Source organism: [Ruminococcus] torques ATCC 27756, assembly GCF_000153925.1.
Classification (GTDB): domain Bacteria; phylum Bacillota; class Clostridia; order Lachnospirales; family Lachnospiraceae; genus Mediterraneibacter; species Mediterraneibacter torques.
Genome location: NZ_DS264365.1, coordinates 45,356 through 66,704, shown reverse-complemented (window position 1 = coordinate 66,704; position 21,349 = coordinate 45,356). Strand labels below are relative to the sequence as shown.

15 protein-coding genes and 1 other annotated feature are annotated in these 21,349 nt (G+C 45.4%); all 15 genes read left to right on the top strand.

The genetic code is table 11. The features are described from left to right. A partial coding sequence (locus RUMTOR_RS09745) for a 5-bromo-4-chloroindolyl phosphate hydrolysis family protein (RefSeq protein ID WP_049936194.1) occupies window positions 1-1,263 on the top strand: 1,263 nt, incomplete at its 5' end. A gap of 139 nt (window positions 1,264-1,402) precedes the next feature. Next, window positions 1,403-2,545, top strand: coding sequence for a toxic anion resistance protein (locus RUMTOR_RS09740; RefSeq protein WP_009243679.1), 1,143 nt, complete (start codon window positions 1,403-1,405; stop codon window positions 2,543-2,545). Between the two features lie 111 nt (window positions 2,546-2,656). Next, window positions 2,657-2,868, top strand: a binding site (T-box leader). A gap of 273 nt (window positions 2,869-3,141) precedes the next feature. Next, window positions 3,142-4,584, top strand: coding sequence for a proline--tRNA ligase (gene proS / locus RUMTOR_RS09735; protein WP_004847549.1), 1,443 nt, complete (start codon window positions 3,142-3,144; stop codon window positions 4,582-4,584). Between the two features lie 293 nt (window positions 4,585-4,877). Then, window positions 4,878-9,371, top strand: a complete 4,494-nt coding sequence (locus tag RUMTOR_RS09730) for an alpha-L-fucosidase (protein ID WP_167528109.1) — start codon at window positions 4,878-4,880, stop codon at window positions 9,369-9,371. A 358-nt stretch (window positions 9,372-9,729) separates the two neighbouring features. Beyond that, window positions 9,730-10,149 (top strand): 30S ribosomal protein S12, encoded by a 420-nt coding sequence (rpsL, locus tag RUMTOR_RS09725; RefSeq protein WP_004847546.1) that lies wholly within the window; start codon window positions 9,730-9,732, stop codon window positions 10,147-10,149. Between the two features lie 388 nt (window positions 10,150-10,537). Beyond that, window positions 10,538-11,008: a 30S ribosomal protein S7 gene (rpsG, locus tag RUMTOR_RS09720; protein ID WP_009243127.1), complete on the top strand. Its 471-nt coding sequence runs from the start codon at window positions 10,538-10,540 to the stop codon at window positions 11,006-11,008. A 95-nt stretch (window positions 11,009-11,103) separates the two neighbouring features. Then, window positions 11,104-13,221 carry an elongation factor G gene (fusA, locus tag RUMTOR_RS09715; RefSeq protein WP_082241035.1) on the top strand — a complete coding sequence of 706 codons (2,118 nt, stop codon included), beginning with the start codon at window positions 11,104-11,106 and terminating at the stop codon, window positions 13,219-13,221. A 118-nt stretch (window positions 13,222-13,339) separates the two neighbouring features. Next, complete coding sequence (gene tuf / locus RUMTOR_RS09710; RefSeq protein ID WP_004847542.1) at window positions 13,340-14,533, top strand: elongation factor Tu; 1,194 nt, start codon at window positions 13,340-13,342, stop codon at window positions 14,531-14,533. 272 nt (window positions 14,534-14,805) lie between these two features. Further along, window positions 14,806-15,843, top strand: a complete 1,038-nt coding sequence (locus RUMTOR_RS09705; protein ID WP_004847541.1) for a DnaJ C-terminal domain-containing protein — start codon at window positions 14,806-14,808, stop codon at window positions 15,841-15,843. Between the two features lie 77 nt (window positions 15,844-15,920). After that, entirely contained in the window at window positions 15,921-16,802 is an 882-nt protein-coding gene (locus RUMTOR_RS09700; protein WP_004847540.1) for a YitT family protein, read from the top strand. Window positions 16,803-16,968: 166 nt separating this feature from the next. After that, a complete protein-coding gene (locus RUMTOR_RS09695; RefSeq protein WP_004847538.1) occupies window positions 16,969-17,820 on the top strand; it encodes an energy-coupling factor transporter ATPase in 852 nt (283 codons plus the stop codon). Beyond that, entirely contained in the window at window positions 17,805-18,650 is an 846-nt protein-coding gene (locus RUMTOR_RS09690; RefSeq protein ID WP_004847537.1) for an energy-coupling factor transporter ATPase, read from the top strand. The genes RUMTOR_RS09695 and RUMTOR_RS09690 overlap by 16 nt, the downstream gene beginning before the upstream one ends. Continuing rightward, window positions 18,647-19,471, top strand: a complete 825-nt coding sequence (locus RUMTOR_RS09685; RefSeq protein WP_004847536.1) for an energy-coupling factor transporter transmembrane component T family protein — start codon at window positions 18,647-18,649, stop codon at window positions 19,469-19,471. The genes RUMTOR_RS09690 and RUMTOR_RS09685 overlap by 4 nt, the downstream gene beginning before the upstream one ends. Window positions 19,472-19,691: 220 nt before the next feature. After that, window positions 19,692-20,507 (top strand): tRNA pseudouridine(38-40) synthase TruA, encoded by an 816-nt coding sequence (truA, locus tag RUMTOR_RS09680; protein WP_004847534.1) that lies wholly within the window; start codon window positions 19,692-19,694, stop codon window positions 20,505-20,507. 105 nt (window positions 20,508-20,612) lie between these two features. Then, entirely contained in the window at window positions 20,613-21,344 is a 732-nt protein-coding gene (gene nagB / locus RUMTOR_RS09675; protein ID WP_004847533.1) for a glucosamine-6-phosphate deaminase, read from the top strand. Window positions 21,345-21,349: the final 5 nt, after the last annotated feature.

Below are 21,349 nucleotides of genomic sequence, written 5' to 3'. Positions count from 1 at the left end.
GCAGGTGGTTTCACGCAGAATCAGGGAGCGGGCTCAGCAGGCGGATTTACACAGAATCAGAGGACAGGCTCAGCAGGCGGATTTACACAGAATCAGAGGACAGGCTCAGCAGGCGGATTTACACAGAATCAGAGGACAGGCGCAACTGGCGGATTCACGCAGAATCAGAGGACAGGCTCAGCAGGCGGATTTACACAGAATCAGAGGACAGGCTCAGCGGGCGGATTTACACATAATCAGGGAGCGGGCTCAGCAGGCGGCTTCGCGCAGGATCAAAGAACGGGAACAGCGGGGAATTCCGTGCACAGAGGCGGAATCCTTTATCTGAAGGGAACGGCAATAAAGGTCGGCGGTATCTTCCTCGCGATTACGGGATACCTTGGGATGATCGTTACTCTGATCATCGGTCTGATGCTTCTGTTGGGAAGTTCGGTAACAGGCTGGCAGATGGAGATAAATGTCATGGCGGCTTTGATGGGCGGTTTTTCTGTTGCGTTTGCAGTGATGGGAATTATCGGAACATCGAATGCGTGTACGGTGAGCCGTTTTGGAAAATATGTGAAAATGATCGGAAACAGGGAATATTGTGACGTAAAAGAATTTGCACAGCAGAGCGGACGTTCTGTGAAAGCAGTTGTGAAAGATTTGAAAAAGATGATTAAAAAAGGCTGGTTTCGGCAAGGTCATCTTGATGAGCAGGAAACATGTCTTATGACGAGCAACGAAGCTTATCGCCAATACACGGCGCTTATGGAAAGAACGCGTCGGGAAAAACAGGAAAAAGAAGAGCGGGCAGCGAAGGAACAGGAAGAGTTTTCCAGACTTTCTCCGGAAGTCCAGAAGATCATCGAAGCAGGCGACGAATATGTGAGGGCGATCAAAGCGGCGAATGACGCAATACCCGGAGAAGAAATTTCGGAGAAAATCGCCCGTATGGAAATGCTTGTAGACAGGATATTTGACCGGGTCGAGCAGAAACCCGATACGGTCAGTGATATCCGAAAATTAATGGATTATTATCTTCCGATGACGATGAAACTGCTGCAGGCGTATGAAGATTTGGATGCACAGCCTGTACAGGGAGAAAATATTATTTCTTCCAAAATAGAGATCGAAAAGACGATTGACACTCTTAATGTGGCGTTTGAAAAGTTGTTGGACGATCTTTTTCAGGATACGGCGTGGGACGTGTCGTCGGATATATCGGTTCTGAATACGATGCTGGCACAGGAAGGACTTACGGAAGACGAGATCAGAAAGTAAAAGCGCGCAGCGAGTGGAGAAGATAAGATAGAAAAGATGTTCGCAGCGAGTAAAGAAGATAAAATAGAAGCTCGGGGAATGATGAGTGAAGATAAGTAAGATAGGGCTGAAGAAAGAAATGGAAAAGGAGATTAAAGAAATGGGAACAGAATTTAAGGACTTAGACACCACTCCGACATTGACGTTAGATCCGTTTCAGGCGGCGGATAAAAAGGAAACTCCGGCCGTGCAGCAGGTAGAAGAACCGGTGCTGGACGACAGCATTTTGACAGAAGAAGAGCGTCAGACGGTCGAGGCATTTGCAAAGCAGATCGACTTGACGAATTCATCGCTGATCCTTCAGTACGGAGCGGGAACGCAGAAGAAGATGGCGGATTTCTCCGAATCGGCGTTGGATAATGTGAAATCTCAAGATCTCGGCGAGGTGGGGGATCTCCTTACCGGCGTTGTGACGCAGTTGAAAAGTTTTGATGAAGATGAAGAAGAAAAAGGCTTTTTCGGCATTTTTAAGAAAGCGTCGAACAAAATTGATTCTATGAAAGCGAAATACGCAAAAGCCGAGACGAATGTAAATGAGATTATCAAGGCGCTGGAGAAGCATCAGGTACAGCTTATGAAGGATACAGCGCTTCTTGATAAGATGTACGAACTGAATCTGACATATTTTAAGGAATTGTCGATGTATATTCTTGCGGGAAAGAAGAAACTTGCGGAAGTGAAAAGAACACAGCTTGCGGATCTGATGAGCAGGGCGCAGGCATCAGGACTGCCGGAAGATGCGCAGGCGGCGAAAGATTTGGATGAGATGTGCATTCGGTTTGAGAAGAAGATCCATGATCTTGAACTGACAAGAATGATTTCTATTCAGACTGCGCCTCAGATTCGGCTCGTTCAGAATAATGATACAATGATGGTTGAAAAGATCCAGTCTACAATCGTAAATACGATTCCTCTTTGGAAGAGTCAGATGGTTCTTGCGCTTGGGGTAGAACATTCGACGCAGGCAGCGGAAGCGCAGCGGCGTGTTACGGATGTGACGAATGAGCTTTTGAAGAAAAATGCAGAGAAACTGAAGATCGCAACGACGGAAACGGCTCGGCAGTCCGAGCGGGGAATCGTGGATATGGATACGCTCAAAGCAACGAACGAGTCTCTGATCTCTACGCTTGATGAAGTAATGGCAATCCAGCGTGAAGGCAGGGAAAAACGTCAGGCTGCGGAGGCGGAACTTCGCAATATGGAGCAGGAATTAAAAGGAAAGCTTTTGCAGCTTCACGGATAATGTTTGGGATAAGGTCTTAGATGCACGTTTAGGATGGTATTTTCGGAATGAATACTTGGAACGGCGGTTTCGGTTGACATTCTGCCGGATTTTGGGTAAAATCACAGATGCAAACAGGCGAGGAAAGAGAATAGTATATGTGTGGAATGCATCAGAGAGAAGGCGGTTGGTGAAAGCCTTTGCAGGAACACATTGAACCGGCTCCGGAGCTCTGTATGAAAATACAGCGTATATCTGCGTTAAAGATAAAAGAGAGAACAACGGCAGGCAGGACGTCTGCGGTGTTAATAAGGGTGGTACCGCCGAGATGCTCGGTCCCTTGTGGGGAAGAGCGTCCCGGCGTTTTTATATAGGCGCATATAGGAAATGAGACGCTTTTCCGGCAGAGAAGTTTTGGCGCTATCCGGGAATCTGCCGCGTTACCGGAAATTTTTACGATCCGGGAGAAACGGGCAAAACGGAAGAAACGGTCGAAACGGTCGAAACGGTCGATTCGGACGGATATGGCTAAACTGCTGCGCTATGGAAGCGATGGAAGAAAAGTCGGAACAAAAGATAAAAAGTTCCGAAAATGATTTGGGAAATGAGGTAAGAAAATGGCGAAAGAAAAGAAACTTGTACAGTCGATCACATCGAGAGACGAAGATTTTGCACAGTGGTATACAGATGTTGTGCGGGAAGCAAAATTATGTGATTATTCAGGCGTAAAGGGATGTCTGAACTATCTTCCGAACGGATATGCAATATGGGAAAATATTCAGTCGGATCTTGATAAACGTTTTAAAGACACAGGTGTGGAAAACGTATATCTTCCGGTTTTGATCCCGGAAAGCCTTTTGCAGAAAGAAAAAGACCACATCGAAGGGTTCGCGCCTGAAGTAGCGTGGGTAACACACGGCGGAGCGGAGCCGCTTCAGGAGAGATTCTGTATCCGTCCGACATCTGAGACATTGTTCTGTGACGTGTGGAGCAAGACGGTTCAGTCTTACAGAGACCTTCCGAAAGTATGGAATCAGTGGTGCTCGGTTCTTCGTTGGGAGAAAACGACAAGACCGTTCCTTCGTTCAAGGGAATTCCTCTGGCAGGAAGGTCATACGATTCATGCGACATATGAAGAAGCGGAAGAACGTACAAAATTAATGTGGAAAGTATATAAAGACTTTGTAGAAGAAAATCTTGCGATTCCGGTTGTTGCCGGAAGAAAAACAGAAAGTGAAAAATTTGCGGGAGCGCAGGACACTTATACGATTGAAGCACTGATGCACGACGGTCAGGCTTTACAGTCGGCGACAAGCCATTTCTTCGGAAATTCTTTCCCGGATGCATTTGACATTAAGTATGCAGATAAAAATAATGAACTGCACAGTGTGTACGAGACATCATGGGGATTATCCACCCGAATCATCGGTGCGATCATCATGGTTCACGGCGATGACAGCGGTCTTGTACTTCCGCCGAGAATCGCTCCGGTACAGACAAGAGTTATTCCGATCGCGCAGCATAAAGAAGGTGTTCTCGATAAGGCAAATGAACTTCTTGACGCTCTTAATAAAGCCGGATATCGCGCGAAGATCGATGATTCCGAAAAGAGTCCGGGATGGAAATTCAGTGAGCAGGAGATGCTCGGAATCCCGACTCGTATCGAGATCGGACCAAAAGATATCGAAAACGGTCAGGTTGTTGTTGTGCGCAGAGATACAAGAGAGAAGATCGTTGTGGCAATCGATGAGATTACAACGAAACTCGGTGAAATCCTTGAGACGATCCAGGCAGACCTTTATGCGAAAGCAAAAGCGTTCCTTGATGACCACATCAGTTCTGCGGTGACTATGGATGAGATGAAAGATGCGGTTTCCGAAAAGAAAGGTTTCGTAAAGGCAATGTGGTGTGGAGACGAAGCTTGTGAGGATGAGATTAAAGCACAGACAGGCGGAGTGACATCACGATGCATTCCTATGGAAGAAGAACATCTGTCTGATGTATGCGTCTGCTGTGGAAAACCTGCGAAACATATGGTTTACTGGGGAAGAGCATACTAAAATACATTATTTGTAAATGGGCAGTTTAAAACAGGAGTGGATTTCTTCGCTTTTGGAAGAAATACGTTCTGTTTTACAGCGCTGCTTCTCGATAAATAATATAGAAGAAATAAGATAGTGTTGTACAAAAAGGCTATAATCGTTTTGGAAAATGAACGACTATAGCCTTTTTTGAAATCCTAAATATGCAAAATGACGAAAATGGGGGGATGATAATGACAATTTTGTTTAAATGTGATAAGGTTATAAGGTCTATGAAAAATAAAATTGTGAAAAAAGGGGAAAGGAAAAGTATGAAAAAGAGAAAGTATCTGGCATTGTTATTAGCTGCCGGAATGATCGCACAGACAGCTCTTTCGACCGGCGGAGTTGTGCAGGTTCAGGCTGCCGAAGACACATACGTTAAAACAGATGAGCTGACAGACAACGATACGGCGGCACCGAAGAAGGACAAGACGATACCGTCAAAGAATCAGTATGAGTATCAGAAACAGGAACTGGCTGCATTTTGCCACTTTGGACCGAATACATTTAATGAGATCGAATGGGGAGAACATTACGGCGATAAGACTCCGAATGAGATCTTTAAACTGACGGAAGATTTTGATGCGGACACACTTGTTAAAACATTGAAAGAAGCAGGTTTCAAGAAATTGATCGTGACTGCGAAGCACCATGATGGTTTCTGTATATGGGCAAGTGAAGCAACGCAGTACGACGTTTCCGGCGCGACAAATTATCAGGGTGGAAAAGGTGATGTCCTTGCCGACATTTCAAAAGCATGTACAGAACATGATATGGACATGGGCTTATATCTGTCCCCGTGGGATATCCATGATGAAAGCTATGGGTATAAAGATGCATCCGGTAAGGCATTAGTAGAGTTTGTGGATACTAATAATGATGGAAAACCAGATAAAAACCAACCGGTCAATGGTTTGACTTGGGAACAAGTAAAACAGCAAGATGCGAAAGATTACAATAAATATTATAATGATCAGTTGATCGAGATACTTGGAAACGACAAATACGGAAATAAAGGGCATTTTAAAGAAGTATGGATGGATGGTGCGAAAGGAAGCGGCGCCGGATATCAGGAATACGACTTTAAAAAATGGTTTGACACAATTCAGCAATATGAAGGAATTGCCGGAAATCAGGTTGACGACTGTATGCTGTTCGGAGCAGAAGCTTACACAACTGTCCGTTGGATCGGAAACGAGAACGGATTTGCGGCAGAGGAGACTTGGTCAAAATCGAATGTAGATAAAGAGAAAAATACGATTAACAGCAACTCTTCGGGCGGATATACGAAAGGTTTCCCAGACGGAAATCAGTGGACAGTTCCGGAAGCGGACGCACGAATCACGTCAGGATGGTTCTGGGGAGATAGTAAGAAGACACCGAAGACAATGGAAGAATTATCAGAGATGTACTTCCGCTCTGTAGGTCATAATGCTCCGCTTCTTTTGAATGTTCCTCCGAATAATAAAGGAAAAGTTGACGATGCGATCTTAAGACGTGTAACGGAATTCGGTACGGCTATTAATAAAACGTTTGAGAAGAACCTTGCAAAAGATGCTGAGGTTTCCGCAACAGAAGTTCGCGGAAAGGACACAACTTATTCTCCGCAGAACGTATTGGACGGAAAAGATGATACATATTGGACTGTGAATGATGAGACAAAATCAGGCACACTTCTGATCGACCTGAAAAAAGATACACTGTTCGATGTTGTGTCTATCGAAGAGTCGATTGAGTTCGGACAGAGAATCGGCAAGTTTAAAGTTGAGTATCAGACTGCGAACGGTGAGTGGAAGAAGTTTGACGAGGGAACAACGGTTGGCGCGAAACGTCTCAGCCGCAGAAGCCCTGTAAAATCAAGTAAGATCAGGATCACGGTAACGGCGCATGAAAGCGCGGAAAATAAAATTCCTATGATCAGTGAGGTCGGCGTTTATAAAGCGGCGGCAGGTATGGAAGCTCCGAACGGAATTCCGGAAGGACTTCAGGTAGTCGATGACAGAGCGTTTACGGCAGACGGATGGTCAAAGGAGTCGGGAGATCAGTTTATCGAAGGCACAGGTATGTGGTGTCGTCCGAATGCAGAGGCAACTGTGAAGTTTACAGGAACGAAAGTATGGCTTGTAGGTACGATCGATCCGAGCCACGGTCCGGCAGACGTATATATCGACGGCAACAAGGTGGCGTCTATTAATACGAAGTCAGATAAGAGAAAGCTTCAGCAAAGAATCTTTGAGTCTGATACGTTAAAAGAAGGAAAGCATACATTAAAAATTGTTAATACAGGAACGGGTACAGAGGCAATCGGAGTAGATGCCGCGTTAGTATTGAACAACGGCGGAAAAGGTATGTTCCAGATCGAGTATCCGAGCTATCGTGTTAATGAAAACACAAAGACTCCGATCATGGTAAAACGTCTCGGAGGAACAAAAGGCGAAGCTACGGTACAGTTCCAGGTAAATCCGGGAAGCGCATGGCAGGATCACTTTAATGCAGACGGAAATATGGAGTTGAAGTTTGCAGACGGTCAGACAGAGGCGCAAGCTCATGTTGAGACAAGAAGAGTGCCGGGAGAGACAGGCGATCTTTCCTTTACTGCTGTTCTTGCAGATCCGACGAACGGAACGATTATCGGATTCAATAATCCGGCGACAGTGACGATCGCTGACTCTGAGCAGTATACAAAAGAAAAAGTAAAAGAAAAATTAGCTCAGATCGAGAAAGCAGGATATAATGAAGCGCAGTATACAAGCGGAAGCTGGGAAGCGCTTCAGGCGGCGATAAAAGATGCGAAAGCAGTTATGGAAAAAACAAATGCAGGAGCACAGGATTATGCCGAAGCTTGTACGAAACTGGAAGCGGCTCTGAACAGTCTTACAAAGCGATCTACATACACAGATGAAGATAGATTTATTATGCCTCGTCTGAAAGGAAGAACAAAACAGCTTGAGGCAGAGCACTTCATATTAGATAAAGGAACATCGGAAAATGGTAAACACGTTCGCCTTGTGGCAGATGATAAAGCAAGTAACGGACAGAAAGTCGGTTGGTTTGAAAAAGGCAACATCATCAAAGTTCCGTTCCATGCAGATAAAGCGGGAACATATACGTTCAAAGCAACATACCAGAGCGGAAGACTGGCAAGCGGAAAACAGCCGAACTCTTTGAACTGGTCTGGCAAGAACGTGACAGCAGGATCTAAGGCTGACATATATGGAACAGAGTCTAACGGAACGAAATATGAGACGTTAGAGTTTGATGTAGAGATCACGGCAGCAGGCGACGGAGAACTGATCTTTACTGCAGACGACAAAGGTTCTCCGAACCTTGATAAATTTGAAGTAACGGCAAAAGAAGTTCCGATGGAGAAATACACGATCACTTCATCCGTTGCAGAAGGCGAGCAGGGAACGATTTCACCGCTTGGAGCAGTGGAAGTAGAAGAAGGTTCTTCAAAGGAATTTGAAATGAAGCCGAATGAAGGCTATGCAGTGAAGGATGTAGTCGTAGACGGAAAATCCGTAGGTTCTAGAACGAAATATACATTTGAGGAAGTTTTGGCAAACGGACATACGATCACTGCTACATTTGAAAAAGAGATGTATGCGGAAGACAATCGATTTGAATTCCCTGTAGACGGAAATGCAAAGACTCTTGAAGCAGAGAGACTTGAAGCTAAAAACGTAGAAGACCCAAGCGACGGTCAGTGGAAGATGGAAGTAAAGGAAGCTGATTGGGCAAGCGGCGGTAAGTTTGTCAACTCGATGAACAAAGGCGATACGCTGACACTTTACTACAATGCTCCGCAGGCGGGAGAATATACAGTTACGTTGTCTTACAGAAGCGGAAGCACTCAGAACGGATTCAAATGGGCAGAAAAAGACGGCAAGATCGAAGCCGGAGAAGTAACGGCAGGCGCAAGCAGCGCAGATGCGACACATACGAAAGAATTCAAACTGAATGTGAAAACAGCAGGCGAAGGATGCCTCGTATTTACGGCGTTCGATACAAAAGCTCCGCAGTTGGATAAATTCGATATCAAGAGTCCGGGAACACCGGTTCCTCCGATTTCTGCAGTAGAGCTTGAAGCGGCAGTTAAGGCGGCTAAGGGATTAGATCTGAATGATTACAAAGATGACGATGCCAAAACTGCATTTACTGCAAAACTGGAAGAGGCGGAAAAACTTCTTGCAGACATTGCCGGCGGAAGCTTTGCGGGAACACAGGACGATGTGAATCAGATGGCAAAAGAGCTGAAAGCTGCACAGGAGGCTTTGAATGAAAAAGATCAGACTCCTCAGGTGAATAAAGATACGCTTAAGGAGGCAATCGGCAAGGCGGAAGCGCTTGATCTGACACAGTATAAAGAAGAAGGTAAGGCAGAGTTTAATGCGGCTCTTCAAAATGCAAAGGCAGTTCTTGAAAAAGCAGATGCAGATCAGGATGAAGTCGATCAGGCAGCGCTTGCATTGAATACGGCAATCCAGAATCTGAAACCGGTCGACGGCGGAAGCGGCGATGGAAACGGTGAAGGAAACGGAAATGGAAGCACAGGCGGAAACGGAAACGGCAGTGGAAGCACAGGCGGAAGCGGAAACGGTAGTGGAAACGCAGGCGGAAATGGAAGTACAGGAGGCAGCGGCACAGGAAATTCGGCAGTGCAGACAGGCGACAGCTCAAACCTGTTTGTATATGCGGGAACATTACTCCTTGCAGCGGCAGCGTTCGTATTCGGATTCAGAAGAAGAAATCAGGAAAAATAATTCTGATGCCGAAGGCATTCGGACAATCTGAATAAAGAGATAACAGAGACGGGAAAGTTATGGATTATCTGAGAAGATAACCGTGATTTTCCCGTTTTTTATCATTTATTTTAAAGATATGACTGTGAAAAGACGGAGCAATTTTATAAAGAAAGAATGAAAAAAAGAAAAAAGACATGAAAAAGGCGGAAAAGTTGGCAAATCCCTTGACTTTCTTAAAAAAACGTAATAAACTAACCTAGCGTGCAGAAAAAGACGTTGTTCTTTTTGTGCGCCGAAAAGGATAAAGACATATTATCCGCAGCCCCTTATGACATAAGTCATGAGGAAACGAATAATTCATAGGAGGTGAAAAAGAATGCCAACATTTAACCAGTTAGTTAGAAAAGGTCGCCAGACTTCAGAGAAAAAGTCTACAGCACCGGCTCTTCAGAAAGGATACAACTCCCTGAAGAAACGTGCGACTGACGTATCTGCACCGCAGAAAAGAGGTGTTTGTACAGCAGTTAAGACAGCTACTCCGAAGAAACCGAACTCAGCTCTGAGAAAAATCGCCAGAGTTCGTCTCTCTAACGGAATCGAAGTAACAAGCTACATTCCGGGTGAAGGACACAACCTTCAGGAGCATAGCGTTGTTATGATCCGCGGAGGAAGAGTTAAGGACCTGCCGGGTACAAGATACCACATTATCCGTGGTACACTTGATACAGCAGGAGTTGCTAAGAGAAGACAGGCTCGTTCTAAATACGGTGCAAAAAGACCGAAAGACGCAAAATAAAAAACTGAGAAAGGAAAACAGGTATAAGCACAGCGGCGTATTTGTTTTCATCCGAGGTTTTCATGAGAAGATCGGAAGTACGTCAGTACGAAAGGCTGCGTAAGCGAATCGGATTTTCGAGTGGACGATAAGCGTAAAAGAACAAGAGCAGTAACTAAGTAGTTAAATCGTATCACAAACAGAACTATGATTATCGTGCCTCATTGATCGTTCAGTGAGAAAGGGTTGCGGATTTGAGATTCCGCTCCGAAGGAGTACCGGAGGTGCGGACAAAGATAGACGTCCCGCGGCCGCGAGCACATGGTATGTGATTTCATAGAAGACACATGTGAGTACCGATGAATTAATCCCGGTATAACCGGAAAAAATGATTAAGGAGGGAAGGACCGTGCCACGTAAAGGACATACTCAGAAAAGAGATGTATTAGCGGATCCGATATACAACAATAAAGTTGTTACCAAACTTATCAACAACATCATGCTTGACGGTAAGAAAGGTGTAGCACAGAAAATTGTATACGGAGCATTTGAAAGAGTAGAGGCAAAGGCTGAGAAACCGGCGATCGAAGTGTTCGAGGAAGCTATGAACAACATGATGCCGGTTCTGGAAGTAAAAGCAAGACGTATCGGTGGAGCAACATATCAGGTACCGATCGAGGTTAGAGCTGACAGAAGACAGGCGCTTGCTCTTCGCTGGTTGACTATGTATTCCCGTCAGAGAGGCGAGAAGACAATGGAAGAGAGACTGGCAAACGAAATTCTTGACGCAGCGAACAACACAGGCGGAGCTGTGAAGAGAAAAGAAGATATGCACAAGATGGCAGAGGCAAACAAAGCGTTTGCACACTATCGTTTCTAAGAGCCGGACACTGCTGCGCCTCTTAGCGAGGCAGGTGCGAGGCATATTCTTCGGAAATTATCCCGAAGAATGACCAAATAGAGGAGGAAAAGATCTTGGCTGGTAGAGAATATCCATTAGACAGAACCAGAAACATCGGTATTATGGCGCATATTGATGCCGGAAAGACTACGACAACAGAGCGTATTCTTTATTATACAGGTGTTAACCATAAGATCGGTGATACTCACGAAGGAACTGCAACTATGGACTGGATGGCCCAGGAGCAGGAAAGAGGTATCACGATCACATCTGCTGCGACAACATGTCACTGGACGCTGCAGGAAAACTGCAAGCCGAAAGCAGGCGCGTTAGAGCATCGTATCAACATCATCGATACACCGGGACACGTTGACTTTACAGTAGAAGTAGAGCGTTCCCTGCGTGTGCTTGATGGTGCGGTAGGTGTATTTTGTGCCAAGGGCGGTGTTGAGCCTCAGTCAGAAAACGTATGGCGTCAGGCTGACACATACAACGTACCGAGAATGGCGTTCATTAACAAGATGGACATCATGGGCGCTGATTTCTACAACGCAGTAGAGCAGATTAAAACAAGATTAGGTAAAAACGCAATTTGTCTTCAGCTTCCGATCGGAAAAGAAGACGAGTTCAAAGGAATCATCGATCTTTTTGAAATGAAAGCTTACATCTACAACGATGACAAGGGAGATGACATCTCCATCGAAGAGATTCCGGAAGCAATGAAAGATGACGCAGAGCTGTATCATACAGAACTCGTAGAGAAGATCTGCGAGCTGGATGACGAGCTTATGATGATGTACCTTGAAGGTGAAGAGCCGTCGATAGACGAGCTGAAGAAAGTGCTGAGAAAAGCGACATGCGAATGTACTGCTGTTCCGGTATGCTGCGGTACAGCTTACAAGAACAAAGGTGTTCAGAAGCTTCTTGACGCAGTAATCGAATTCATGCCGTCACCGCTTGACGTTCCGGCTATTCAGGGTGTAGATATGGACGGAAATGATACAGTGAGACATTCTTCTGATGAAGAGCCGTTCTCAGCGCTTGTATTCAAGATCATGTCTGACCCGTTTGTAGGTAAACTTGCTTACTTCAGAGTTTACTCGGGAACAGTGAATTCCGGATCTTATGTGCTCAACGCTACAAAAGGTAAAAAAGAGCGTGTTGGACGTATCCTTCAGATGCATGCCAACAAACGTGAAGAGCTGGATAAAGTATACTCGGGAGATATCGCTGCTGCGATCGGATTTAAGTTCTCCACAACAGGAGATACGATCTGTGACGAGCAGAATCCGGTAATCCTTGAGTCTATGGAATTCCCTGAGCCGGTTATCGAGCTTGCGATCGAGCCGAAAACAAAAGCTTCTCAGGGTAAACTCGGTGAATCTCTTGCAAAACTTGCAGAAGAAGACCCGACATTCCGCGCTCATACAAATCAGGAGACAGGACAGACGATCATCGCCGGAATGGGTGAGCTTCACCTGGAGATCATCGTTGACCGACTTCTTCGTGAATTTAAGGTAGAGGCTAACGTAGGTGCGCCTCAGGTTGCTTATAAAGAGTCCATTACAAAATCGGTTGAAGTTGACAGCAAGTATGCAAAACAGTCCGGTGGTCGTGGACAGTACGGACACTGTAAAGTAAAATTCGAGCCTATGGATGTCAACGGTGAGGAGACATACAAATTCGAGAGCACAGTAGTCGGCGGTGCGATTCCGAAGGAATACATTCCGGCTGTAGGCGAAGGTATCGAAGAAGCTATGAAATCAGGTATCCTCGGCGGATTCCCGGTTGTAGGTGTTCACGCAAACGTATACGACGGATCTTACCATGAAGTCGATTCTTCAGAGATGGCATTCCATATCGCCGGATCTCTTGCATTCAAAGATGCTATGAAACAGGGAGCTCCGGTACTTCTTGAGCCGATCATGAAGGTTGAGGTTACAATGCCTGAAGAATACATGGGAGATATCATCGGAGACTTGAACTCCCGTCGTGGACGTATCGAAGGAATGGATGACTTAGGCGGCGGAAAGATCGTTCGCGCATACGTTCCGTTGTCCGAGATGTTCGGATATTCCACAGACCTTCGTTCCAGAACACAGGGACGCGGTAACTACTCAATGTTCTTTGAGAAATACGAGCCGGTACCGAAATCTGTTCAGGAAAAGATATTATCAAACAAAAATGCGTAAATAGCGTAAAAGGACTTGAAAAACGGCTGGGTTTGAAATATAATCAAACTTAGCCGAATAAAAAAATAAGTCAGGTAGATTACCTAAAAAGGTTATTATTTTAAGGAGGACATTCAAAATGGCAAAAGCTAAATTTGAAAGAAACAAACCGCATTGTAACATCGGTACAATCGGACACGTTGACCACGGTAAAACAACTCTTACTGCTGCTATCACAAAAACACTTTCACAGAGAGTAGAAGGAAACGCAGCTGTTGATTTCGAAAACATCGATAAAGCTCCGGAAGAGAGAGAGCGTGGAATCACAATTTCTACAGCACACGTTGAGTACGAGACAGAGAACCGTCACTACGCACACGTTGACTGCCCGGGACATGCTGACTACGTTAAGAACATGATCACAGGAGCAGCTCAGATGGACGGAGCTATCCTCGTTGTTGCTGCAACTGACGGAGTTATGGCTCAGACAAAAGAGCATATCCTTCTTTCCCGTCAGGTTAACGTTCCGTACATCGTTGTATTCATGAACAAATGTGACATGGTAGACGATGAAGAACTTCTTGAACTTGTAGAGATGGAAATCCGTGAAGTACTCAGCGAGTACGACTTCCCGGGCGATGACACACCGATCATCCAGGGATCAGCTCTGAAAGCTCTTGAGGATCCGTCAAGCGAGTGGGGCGATAAGATCATGGAACTTATGGCTGCTGTTGACGAGTGGATTCCGACACCGGAGCGTGCTACAGACAAACCGTTCCTTATGCCGGTAGAGGACGTATTCTCTATCACAGGACGTGGTACAGTTGCTACAGGTAGAGTAGAGCGTGGTGTTCTTCATGTATCTGATGAAGTTGAAATCATCGGTATCCATGAAGATGTTAAGAAAACAGTTGTAACAGGTATCGAGATGTTCCGTAAACTTCTTGACGAGGCTCAGGCTGGAGACAACATCGGAGCTCTTCTCCGTGGTGTTCAGAGAACAGAGATCGAAAGAGGTCAGGTTCTTATCAAACCGGGTACAGTTACATGCCACAAGAAATTTACATGCCAGGTTTACGTTTTGACAAAAGACGAAGGTGGACGTCATACACCGTTCTTCAACAACTACCGTCCGCAGTTCTACTTCAGAACAACAGACGTAACAGGTGTTTGCGAACTTCCGGCTGGTATCGAGATGTGTATGCCTGGAGATAACGTAGAGATGACAGTTGAACTGATTCATCCGGTAGCTATGGAAGAAGGTCTTCGTTTCGCTATCCGTGAGGGTGGACGTACAGTAGGATCAGGTACTGTAGCTAAGATCATCGAGTAATCATAATCTGAATATAGATTTGATATAGCGATATGACCCGCAGAGTGTTTGCTCTGCGGGTTTTTGTAATTTCGGAAAAATATTTACGAAAATATTGACATTTAAAAAGACAACTGCTATATTACAAATAGAACAGAACTAAAGATACCCCGGAAATTTCTCCGGGGTGGTTTTATATCAAAGAGATAATTTGTGTAAATAATGATTTTTAGTAGAATGGAACAAGAATAAAATCAGTGATCTTGAATTTGTAATTGTGGGAGGGAAGGAAAATGTCAGTAAAAAGAGATTATTATGAAGTGCTCGGTCTATCAAAAGGAGCAGATGCCGGCTCGATAAAAAAGGCTTACAGAAAGCTGGCGAAGAAATATCATCCTGATACGAATCAAGGCGATAAACAGGCGGAGAAGAAGTTTAAAGAAGTGACGGAGGCGTATACGGTACTGAGCGACCCGGAGAAGAAAAAGATGTACGATCAGTTTGGCCATGCGGCATTTGATCAGGGAGCATCGGCTGATCCGTTTGGCAAAGATACATCAGGCAATCCGTTTTCGGGAGGTTCTTATCACAGAGCTTATACGAACGGAAACGGCGGATATCAGGAGTACCATTTTGAAAGCGGAAATATGGATGATATGTTCGGAGATATGTTTGGAGATATTTTCGGCCGCGGAATGCATGGAAGCAAAGGGGAAGAGGATTTTCGCGGATTTCATGGATTTCGCGGATATGAGCGGCAGAGGGATGCAAAAGGAGAAGACCTGCACGCGGAGATAGCGGTAACTTTTGAGGAAGCTGTCTTTGGATGTGATAAAACGTTTACCTTTAAAGATCCGAATAGTCAGGGCGTTTCTAAGAGTTTGCAGGTTCATATTCCTGCGGGGATTGATACGGGTAAGAGTATCCGTCTGCGCGGAAAAGGAATGCCAGGGGTGAACGGCGGAGAGAACGGAGATCTGTTTTTAAAAGTAAATGTGGGAGTAAAAGCAGGCTACGAACGGAAAGGCAGCGATGTTTATACGACAGTTTTTGTTCCGTATACGACGGCAGTGTTTGGCGGAGAAACGAAAGTGCAGACGCTGTACGGGGATGTTTTATGTAAGATCGCAAAGGGAACGCAGTCGGGGACGAAGATCCGCCTGAAAGGAAAAGGAATCGTCTCGATGAAAAATCCGGAAGTGAGAGGCGATCAATACGTAACAGTCCAGATTGCAGTACCGAAATATCTGAATCCCGAAGCTGAGCAAAAGCTTCGTGAATTTGAAAATGTATGCGCGGGAAGAAGCTCGGAACGCAGAAAAAGCGCATGATTAGAAACCTCTGTTTTGCATATACTGAATACAGTGTAACTAAGCATTGTGAATAAGTATGGCATACAGAGGTTTTTATGTGGAAAAAAACAAAGGAAATGAAATGGAAAACTGCAAAATTATTGTGGGGCGATTTATTTTATGATATTGCGGGGGCGGTATTGTTTGCGGCAGGGGTATATACGTTTGCGGAAAACGCCGATTTTGCTCCCGGCGGAATTACGGGAATATCTCTATTGCTGAATCATGTTTTCGGGATTCCGGTCGGAACACTTACTCTTTTTATAAATCTGCCCCTTATCGTGATCAGTTATCGTACACTGGGGAAACGTTTTCTTTTGAAAACGGCGAAATCAATGGTGATCACAACATTTTTTCTTGATGTCGTTTTTCCGGTGTTTCCGATGTATGAAGGACAGAGGATGATGGCTGCGCTTTGTTCCGGAGCGCTGATGGGAGCCGGGATGGTTATGTTCTATATGCGGGGCTCTTCTTCGGGAGGTCTTGATTTTGTCATCATGCCGATCAAGAAAAAACGTCCTCATCTATCTGTCGGGAAAATTACGATGATCATTGATCTTGGGATCATTCTTCTGGGATGGCCTGTATTCGGAGATGTAGATGCGGCCCTTTATGGATTGGTCTCTACATTTGCATCGGTTGTTGTGATTGACAAAGTGTTGTATGGACTCGGAGCAGGAACGCTGGCCTTTGTTGTAACCGAAAAGGGAGATGAAGTGGCGGCAAAGATCGCAGAGCTGACAAAGAGAGGGGTAACGTCTGTCAAAGCGACGGGAACATACACGGGAAAGAAAAAGAATGTCTTGCTTTGTGCATGCAGTAAATCTGAGGCATTTCTCGTGAAATGTGCGGCGGAAGAAGCGGATGAGAATATGTTTTTAATGTTTATGGAGACGAGTGAAGTGTTTGGAGAAGGGTTTCGGAGCAGTTCGGATTGAAGCGTTTGTTTCTGGCAGGGAGAAAAAATGCGTTTGTGGCGGGTTGAAAAAAACATTTTCATGCAGTAAAATGGAATCCATAATCTGTCTGAAAACGCAGTTTTTGTAAGTGCGGAGAGATTGAGAAGAATTAAGGTGAAATAAAACCGGGAAAGGCGGTCTGCCTATGAATATGATACATGCGGAAAAGCTTGTATATGAATATGATAAACGTGATGAAGAAGGAAATGTGATCGGAACAAACCGCGCCATTGACGGGGTTGATATTGATGTGCCGCAAGGTTCTTTTGTGGCGGTTCTCGGTCATAACGGTTCGGGAAAGTCTACTCTTGCAAAGCATATGAATGCAATATTGATCCCGACAGGCGGTACTGTATGGGTGGACGGACAGGATACGAAAGATCCGGAGAATCTGTGGGACGTGCGAAAGAGCGCGGGAATGGTATTTCAAAATCCTGACAACCAGATCATCGGAACTGTCGTAGAAGAAGATGTTGGTTTCGGACCTGAAAATATAGGGATACCGACAGATGAGATATGGGAAAGAGTAGGGGAAAGTCTGCGTCTTGTCGGGATGACGGAATATCGGGCGTCCTCTCCGAATAAACTTTCCGGCGGTCAGAAGCAGCGTGTGGCGATCGCAGGAGTGATCGCGATGGAGCCGAAGTGTATTGTTTTGGATGAACCGACTGCCATGCTTGATCCGAACGGGCGCAAGGAGGTGCTTCAGGCGGTTGCGCGTTTGAGAAAAGAGAAGAACGTAACGGTCATTCTTATCACTCATTATATGGAAGAAGTGATCGATGCGGATCAGGTGTTTGTTATGGACAGCGGTCATATTGTAATGCACGGGACGCCGAGAGAAATTTTCGGCCGTGCAGATGAGCTGAAATCATACAGGATGGATGTTCCGCAAGTTACGATGCTTGCGGAGGAACTTAGAAAACGTGGTCTTGATATTCCGAAAGGAATTCTAAGAAGGGAAGAGTTGGTGGAAGCGTTATGTCGATTGCGTTAGAGCATGTAAATTATATATACAGTCCCGGCACGGCTTATGAGAAACGTGCGCTCAATGACATTAGTTTGGAGATCGGGCAGGGGCAGTTTGTCGGGATCATCGGTCATACCGGATCAGGAAAATCTACGCTGATTCAGCATTTAAACGGACTTATGAAGGCGACTTCCGGGGATATTCTGTACGACGGACAAAGCATTTATGCGGAAGGGTATGACATGAGAAAACTGCGCAGTCAGGTAGGTCTTGTGTTTCAGTATCCTGAGCATCAGTTGTTTGAAGTCGATGTGATAAGTGATGTTTGTTTCGGCCCGAAGAATCAGGGATTGTCGGAGGAAGAGAGTGAGAAAAATGCGAGGGAAGCTCTGGAATTAGTCGGATTTCCCGAAAAGTATTATAAGCAGTCTCCGTTTGAGCTTTCGGGAGGACAGAAGAGGCGTGTGGCGATTGCGGGAGTGTTGGCTATGAAGCCGAAAGTGCTTATTTTGGATGAGCCGACGGCGGGACTTGATCCGAAAGGGAGAGACGAGATTCTTGACCAGATTGCAAAACTGCATAAAGAGACAGGGATGACGGTCGTTCTTGTGTCGCACAGTATGGAAGATGTGGCGCGGTATGTAGACCGTATCATTGTGATGAATAAGGGGGAAAAGATGCTGGATAGTACTCCGAAAGAAGTGTTCCGGCATTATAAAGAGTTGGAGGAGGTCGGACTTGCGGCACCTCAGGTTACTTATGTGATGCATGACTTGAAAGACCGCGGATTTGATGTGTCGCCTGATGCGACAACGATTGAAGAAGCTGCGGATGAGATAATGAGGAGTTTTATATGATCAGAGATATTACGATCGGGCAGTATTACCCGGTAAAAAGCCGGATACATAGTTTAGACCCACGGGTGAAGATTATCTGCACTCTTTTATTTCTTGTCTCTTTGTTTGTTCAGAGTTCTTTCCTTGGGTATGTAATTGCGACATTGTTTCTCGGAATGGTAATCTATATGTCGAAAGTCCCTCTGAAATATATTGTAAAAGGGTTAAAACCGATCGTGATCCTTCTGATGTTTACGGTCGTTATGAATCTGTTTTTGACAAGAGGCGGCGAAACGCTGCTGCATTTTTGGATTTTTACGATTACGGAAGAAGGCGTTCGTACTTCGGTGTTTATGGCACTTCGCTTAATGTATCTTGTGGCGGGATCGTCTCTTATGACGTTTACGACATCTCCCAACGGATTGATGGACGGAATGGAAAAACTGCTGAATCCTTTGAACAAGCTTCATCTTCCGGTTCATGAGGTTGCGATGATCATGTCGATCGCGCTTCGCTTTATTCCGATTCTTTTGGAGGAGACGGATAAGATCATGAAAGCGCAGATCGCCAGAGGAGCAGATTTTGAGAGCGGGAATATTATTCAGAGGGCAAAGGCGATGATCCCGATTCTTGTACCGTTGTTTGTTTCTGCTTTCCGCCGGGCAAACGATCTTGCAATGGCGATGGAAGCGCGCTGCTATCACGGAGGAGAGGGAAGGACGAGGATGAAGCCGCTGAAATATAACGGAAGAGACAAAGCGGCGTATCTGATTACGATTCTCTATGCAGCGGGAGTGTTTGCGGTCGGAAAATTCGTGCCGTTTCAGTTGTGGATTTTCTAAAAGCAGCCTGGTGACGGAGGAGAATACAGAGTATCTGGCGGACTTCGGTTTCAGTTGTGGATTCTCCAAAGGCAGCCCGATGCGGAGGCTGAAAAAGTATTTGGCATGACAGGTCTGTGCAGGTCTGCTTTTCCGGGGATAGACGGCGAAGAAGGAAAAGACACGGTGGAAAGTTGAAAACGCATATGATCTGACAGAATAAAGGGGAACGAATAAAAATATGAGACGGATTAAATTAACTGTCGCCTACGACGGAACAGATTATTGCGGGTGGCAGATACAGCCAAACGGGATTACGGTAGAGGAAGTTTTAAATAAAGCGCTGTCCGATCTGACAAAAGAAACTGTGAAGGTGATCGGTGCAAGCCGAACGGACGCAGGCGTTCATGCGCGGGGGAATGTGGCTGTCTTTGATACAAAGTCGCCGATTCCGCCGGAGAGGATTGCGTATGCAGTCAACGCGCTTCTTCCCGATGATATCGTAGTTGTGCGGTCGGAAGAAGTCGGATGTGACTGGCACCCCAGATATCAAAACTCGATAAAAACGTATGAATATACAATAGTAAACCGTGAAATGCCGGATCCGCTCAGAAGAAGAGACTCGTGGTTCGTTTCTTTTCCGCTGGATATTGATGATATGAAAAAGGCGGCGAGGTATTTTATCGGCGAACATGATTTCAAAACATTTTGCAGCGTTCATACCGGTGTAAAAACAACGGTGCGCAGGATCGACAGTCTGGATGTTGAAAAAAAGGGAGAACGAATAAAAATACGCATCAGCGGAAACGGGTTTTTGTATAATATGGTTCGGATCATTGCGGGAACGCTTGTAGAAGTCGGACGGGGTGCATTTGCTCCTTCAGAAGTAAAAGAGATGCTTGAGCAAAAAGAAAGAGGCAGAGCGGGAGCTACTGCGCCGCCGCAAGGTCTTGTCCTTTTAGGAATCGTGTATGACGGGCAGGCTGATACAGAAAGAGGACAGATACAGAAAGATACAGACAGCAGCCGGATGCGGGAAGATGCGGATGGCAGATAGATACAGAAAGATACAGGCATAGACAGGTAGGAAGAGCGTTCTTTCTGCTTGACTTTTATAAGGCAGATTGTTAGACTTAAATGTAGCGATAGGAGGGCGAAAGATATGAAAATTTATGAAACAGAGAATTATGAAGAAATGAGTAGAAAAGCGGCAAATATTCTTTCCGCACAGGTAATTTTGAAACCGGATTGTGTACTCGGTCTTGCAACGGGATCTACACCGATCGGAACATACGATAAACTTGTAGAGTGGTATGAAAAAGGTGATCTTGATTTCTCGGAAGTAAAGACAGTGAATCTGGATGAATACAGAGGTCTGACTCGTGATAACGATCAGAGCTACTACTATTTTATGCATGAGCATTTGTTTGACCGTGTGAATATCGATCCTGAGAATACAAATGTTCCGAACGGTACAGAGCCGGATGCCGACAAAGAATGTGAAAGATACGAAAAACTGATCGAATCAATGGGAGGCGTTGATATTCAGCTTCTCGGTCTGGGACACAACGGACATATCGGATTTAACGAGCCGGACAGCGCTTTTGCACAGACAACACACTGTGTTGATCTGACGGAGAGTACGATTGAAGCGAATAAGAGATTTTTCGCATCTGCCGATGACGTGCCGCGTCAGGCGTATACGATGGGTATCGGAACGATCATGCGTGCGAAGAAAATCTTGCTTATTGTAAACGGAGAGGCAAAAGCCGACATCGTTGCAAAGGCATTTTTCGGACCGGTAACTCCGGAAGTTCCGGCATCGATTCTTCAGCTTCATAACGATGTTGTGATCGTCGGAGACAAAGCGGCTCTGTCGAAGATTCCGAGATAAGGCTG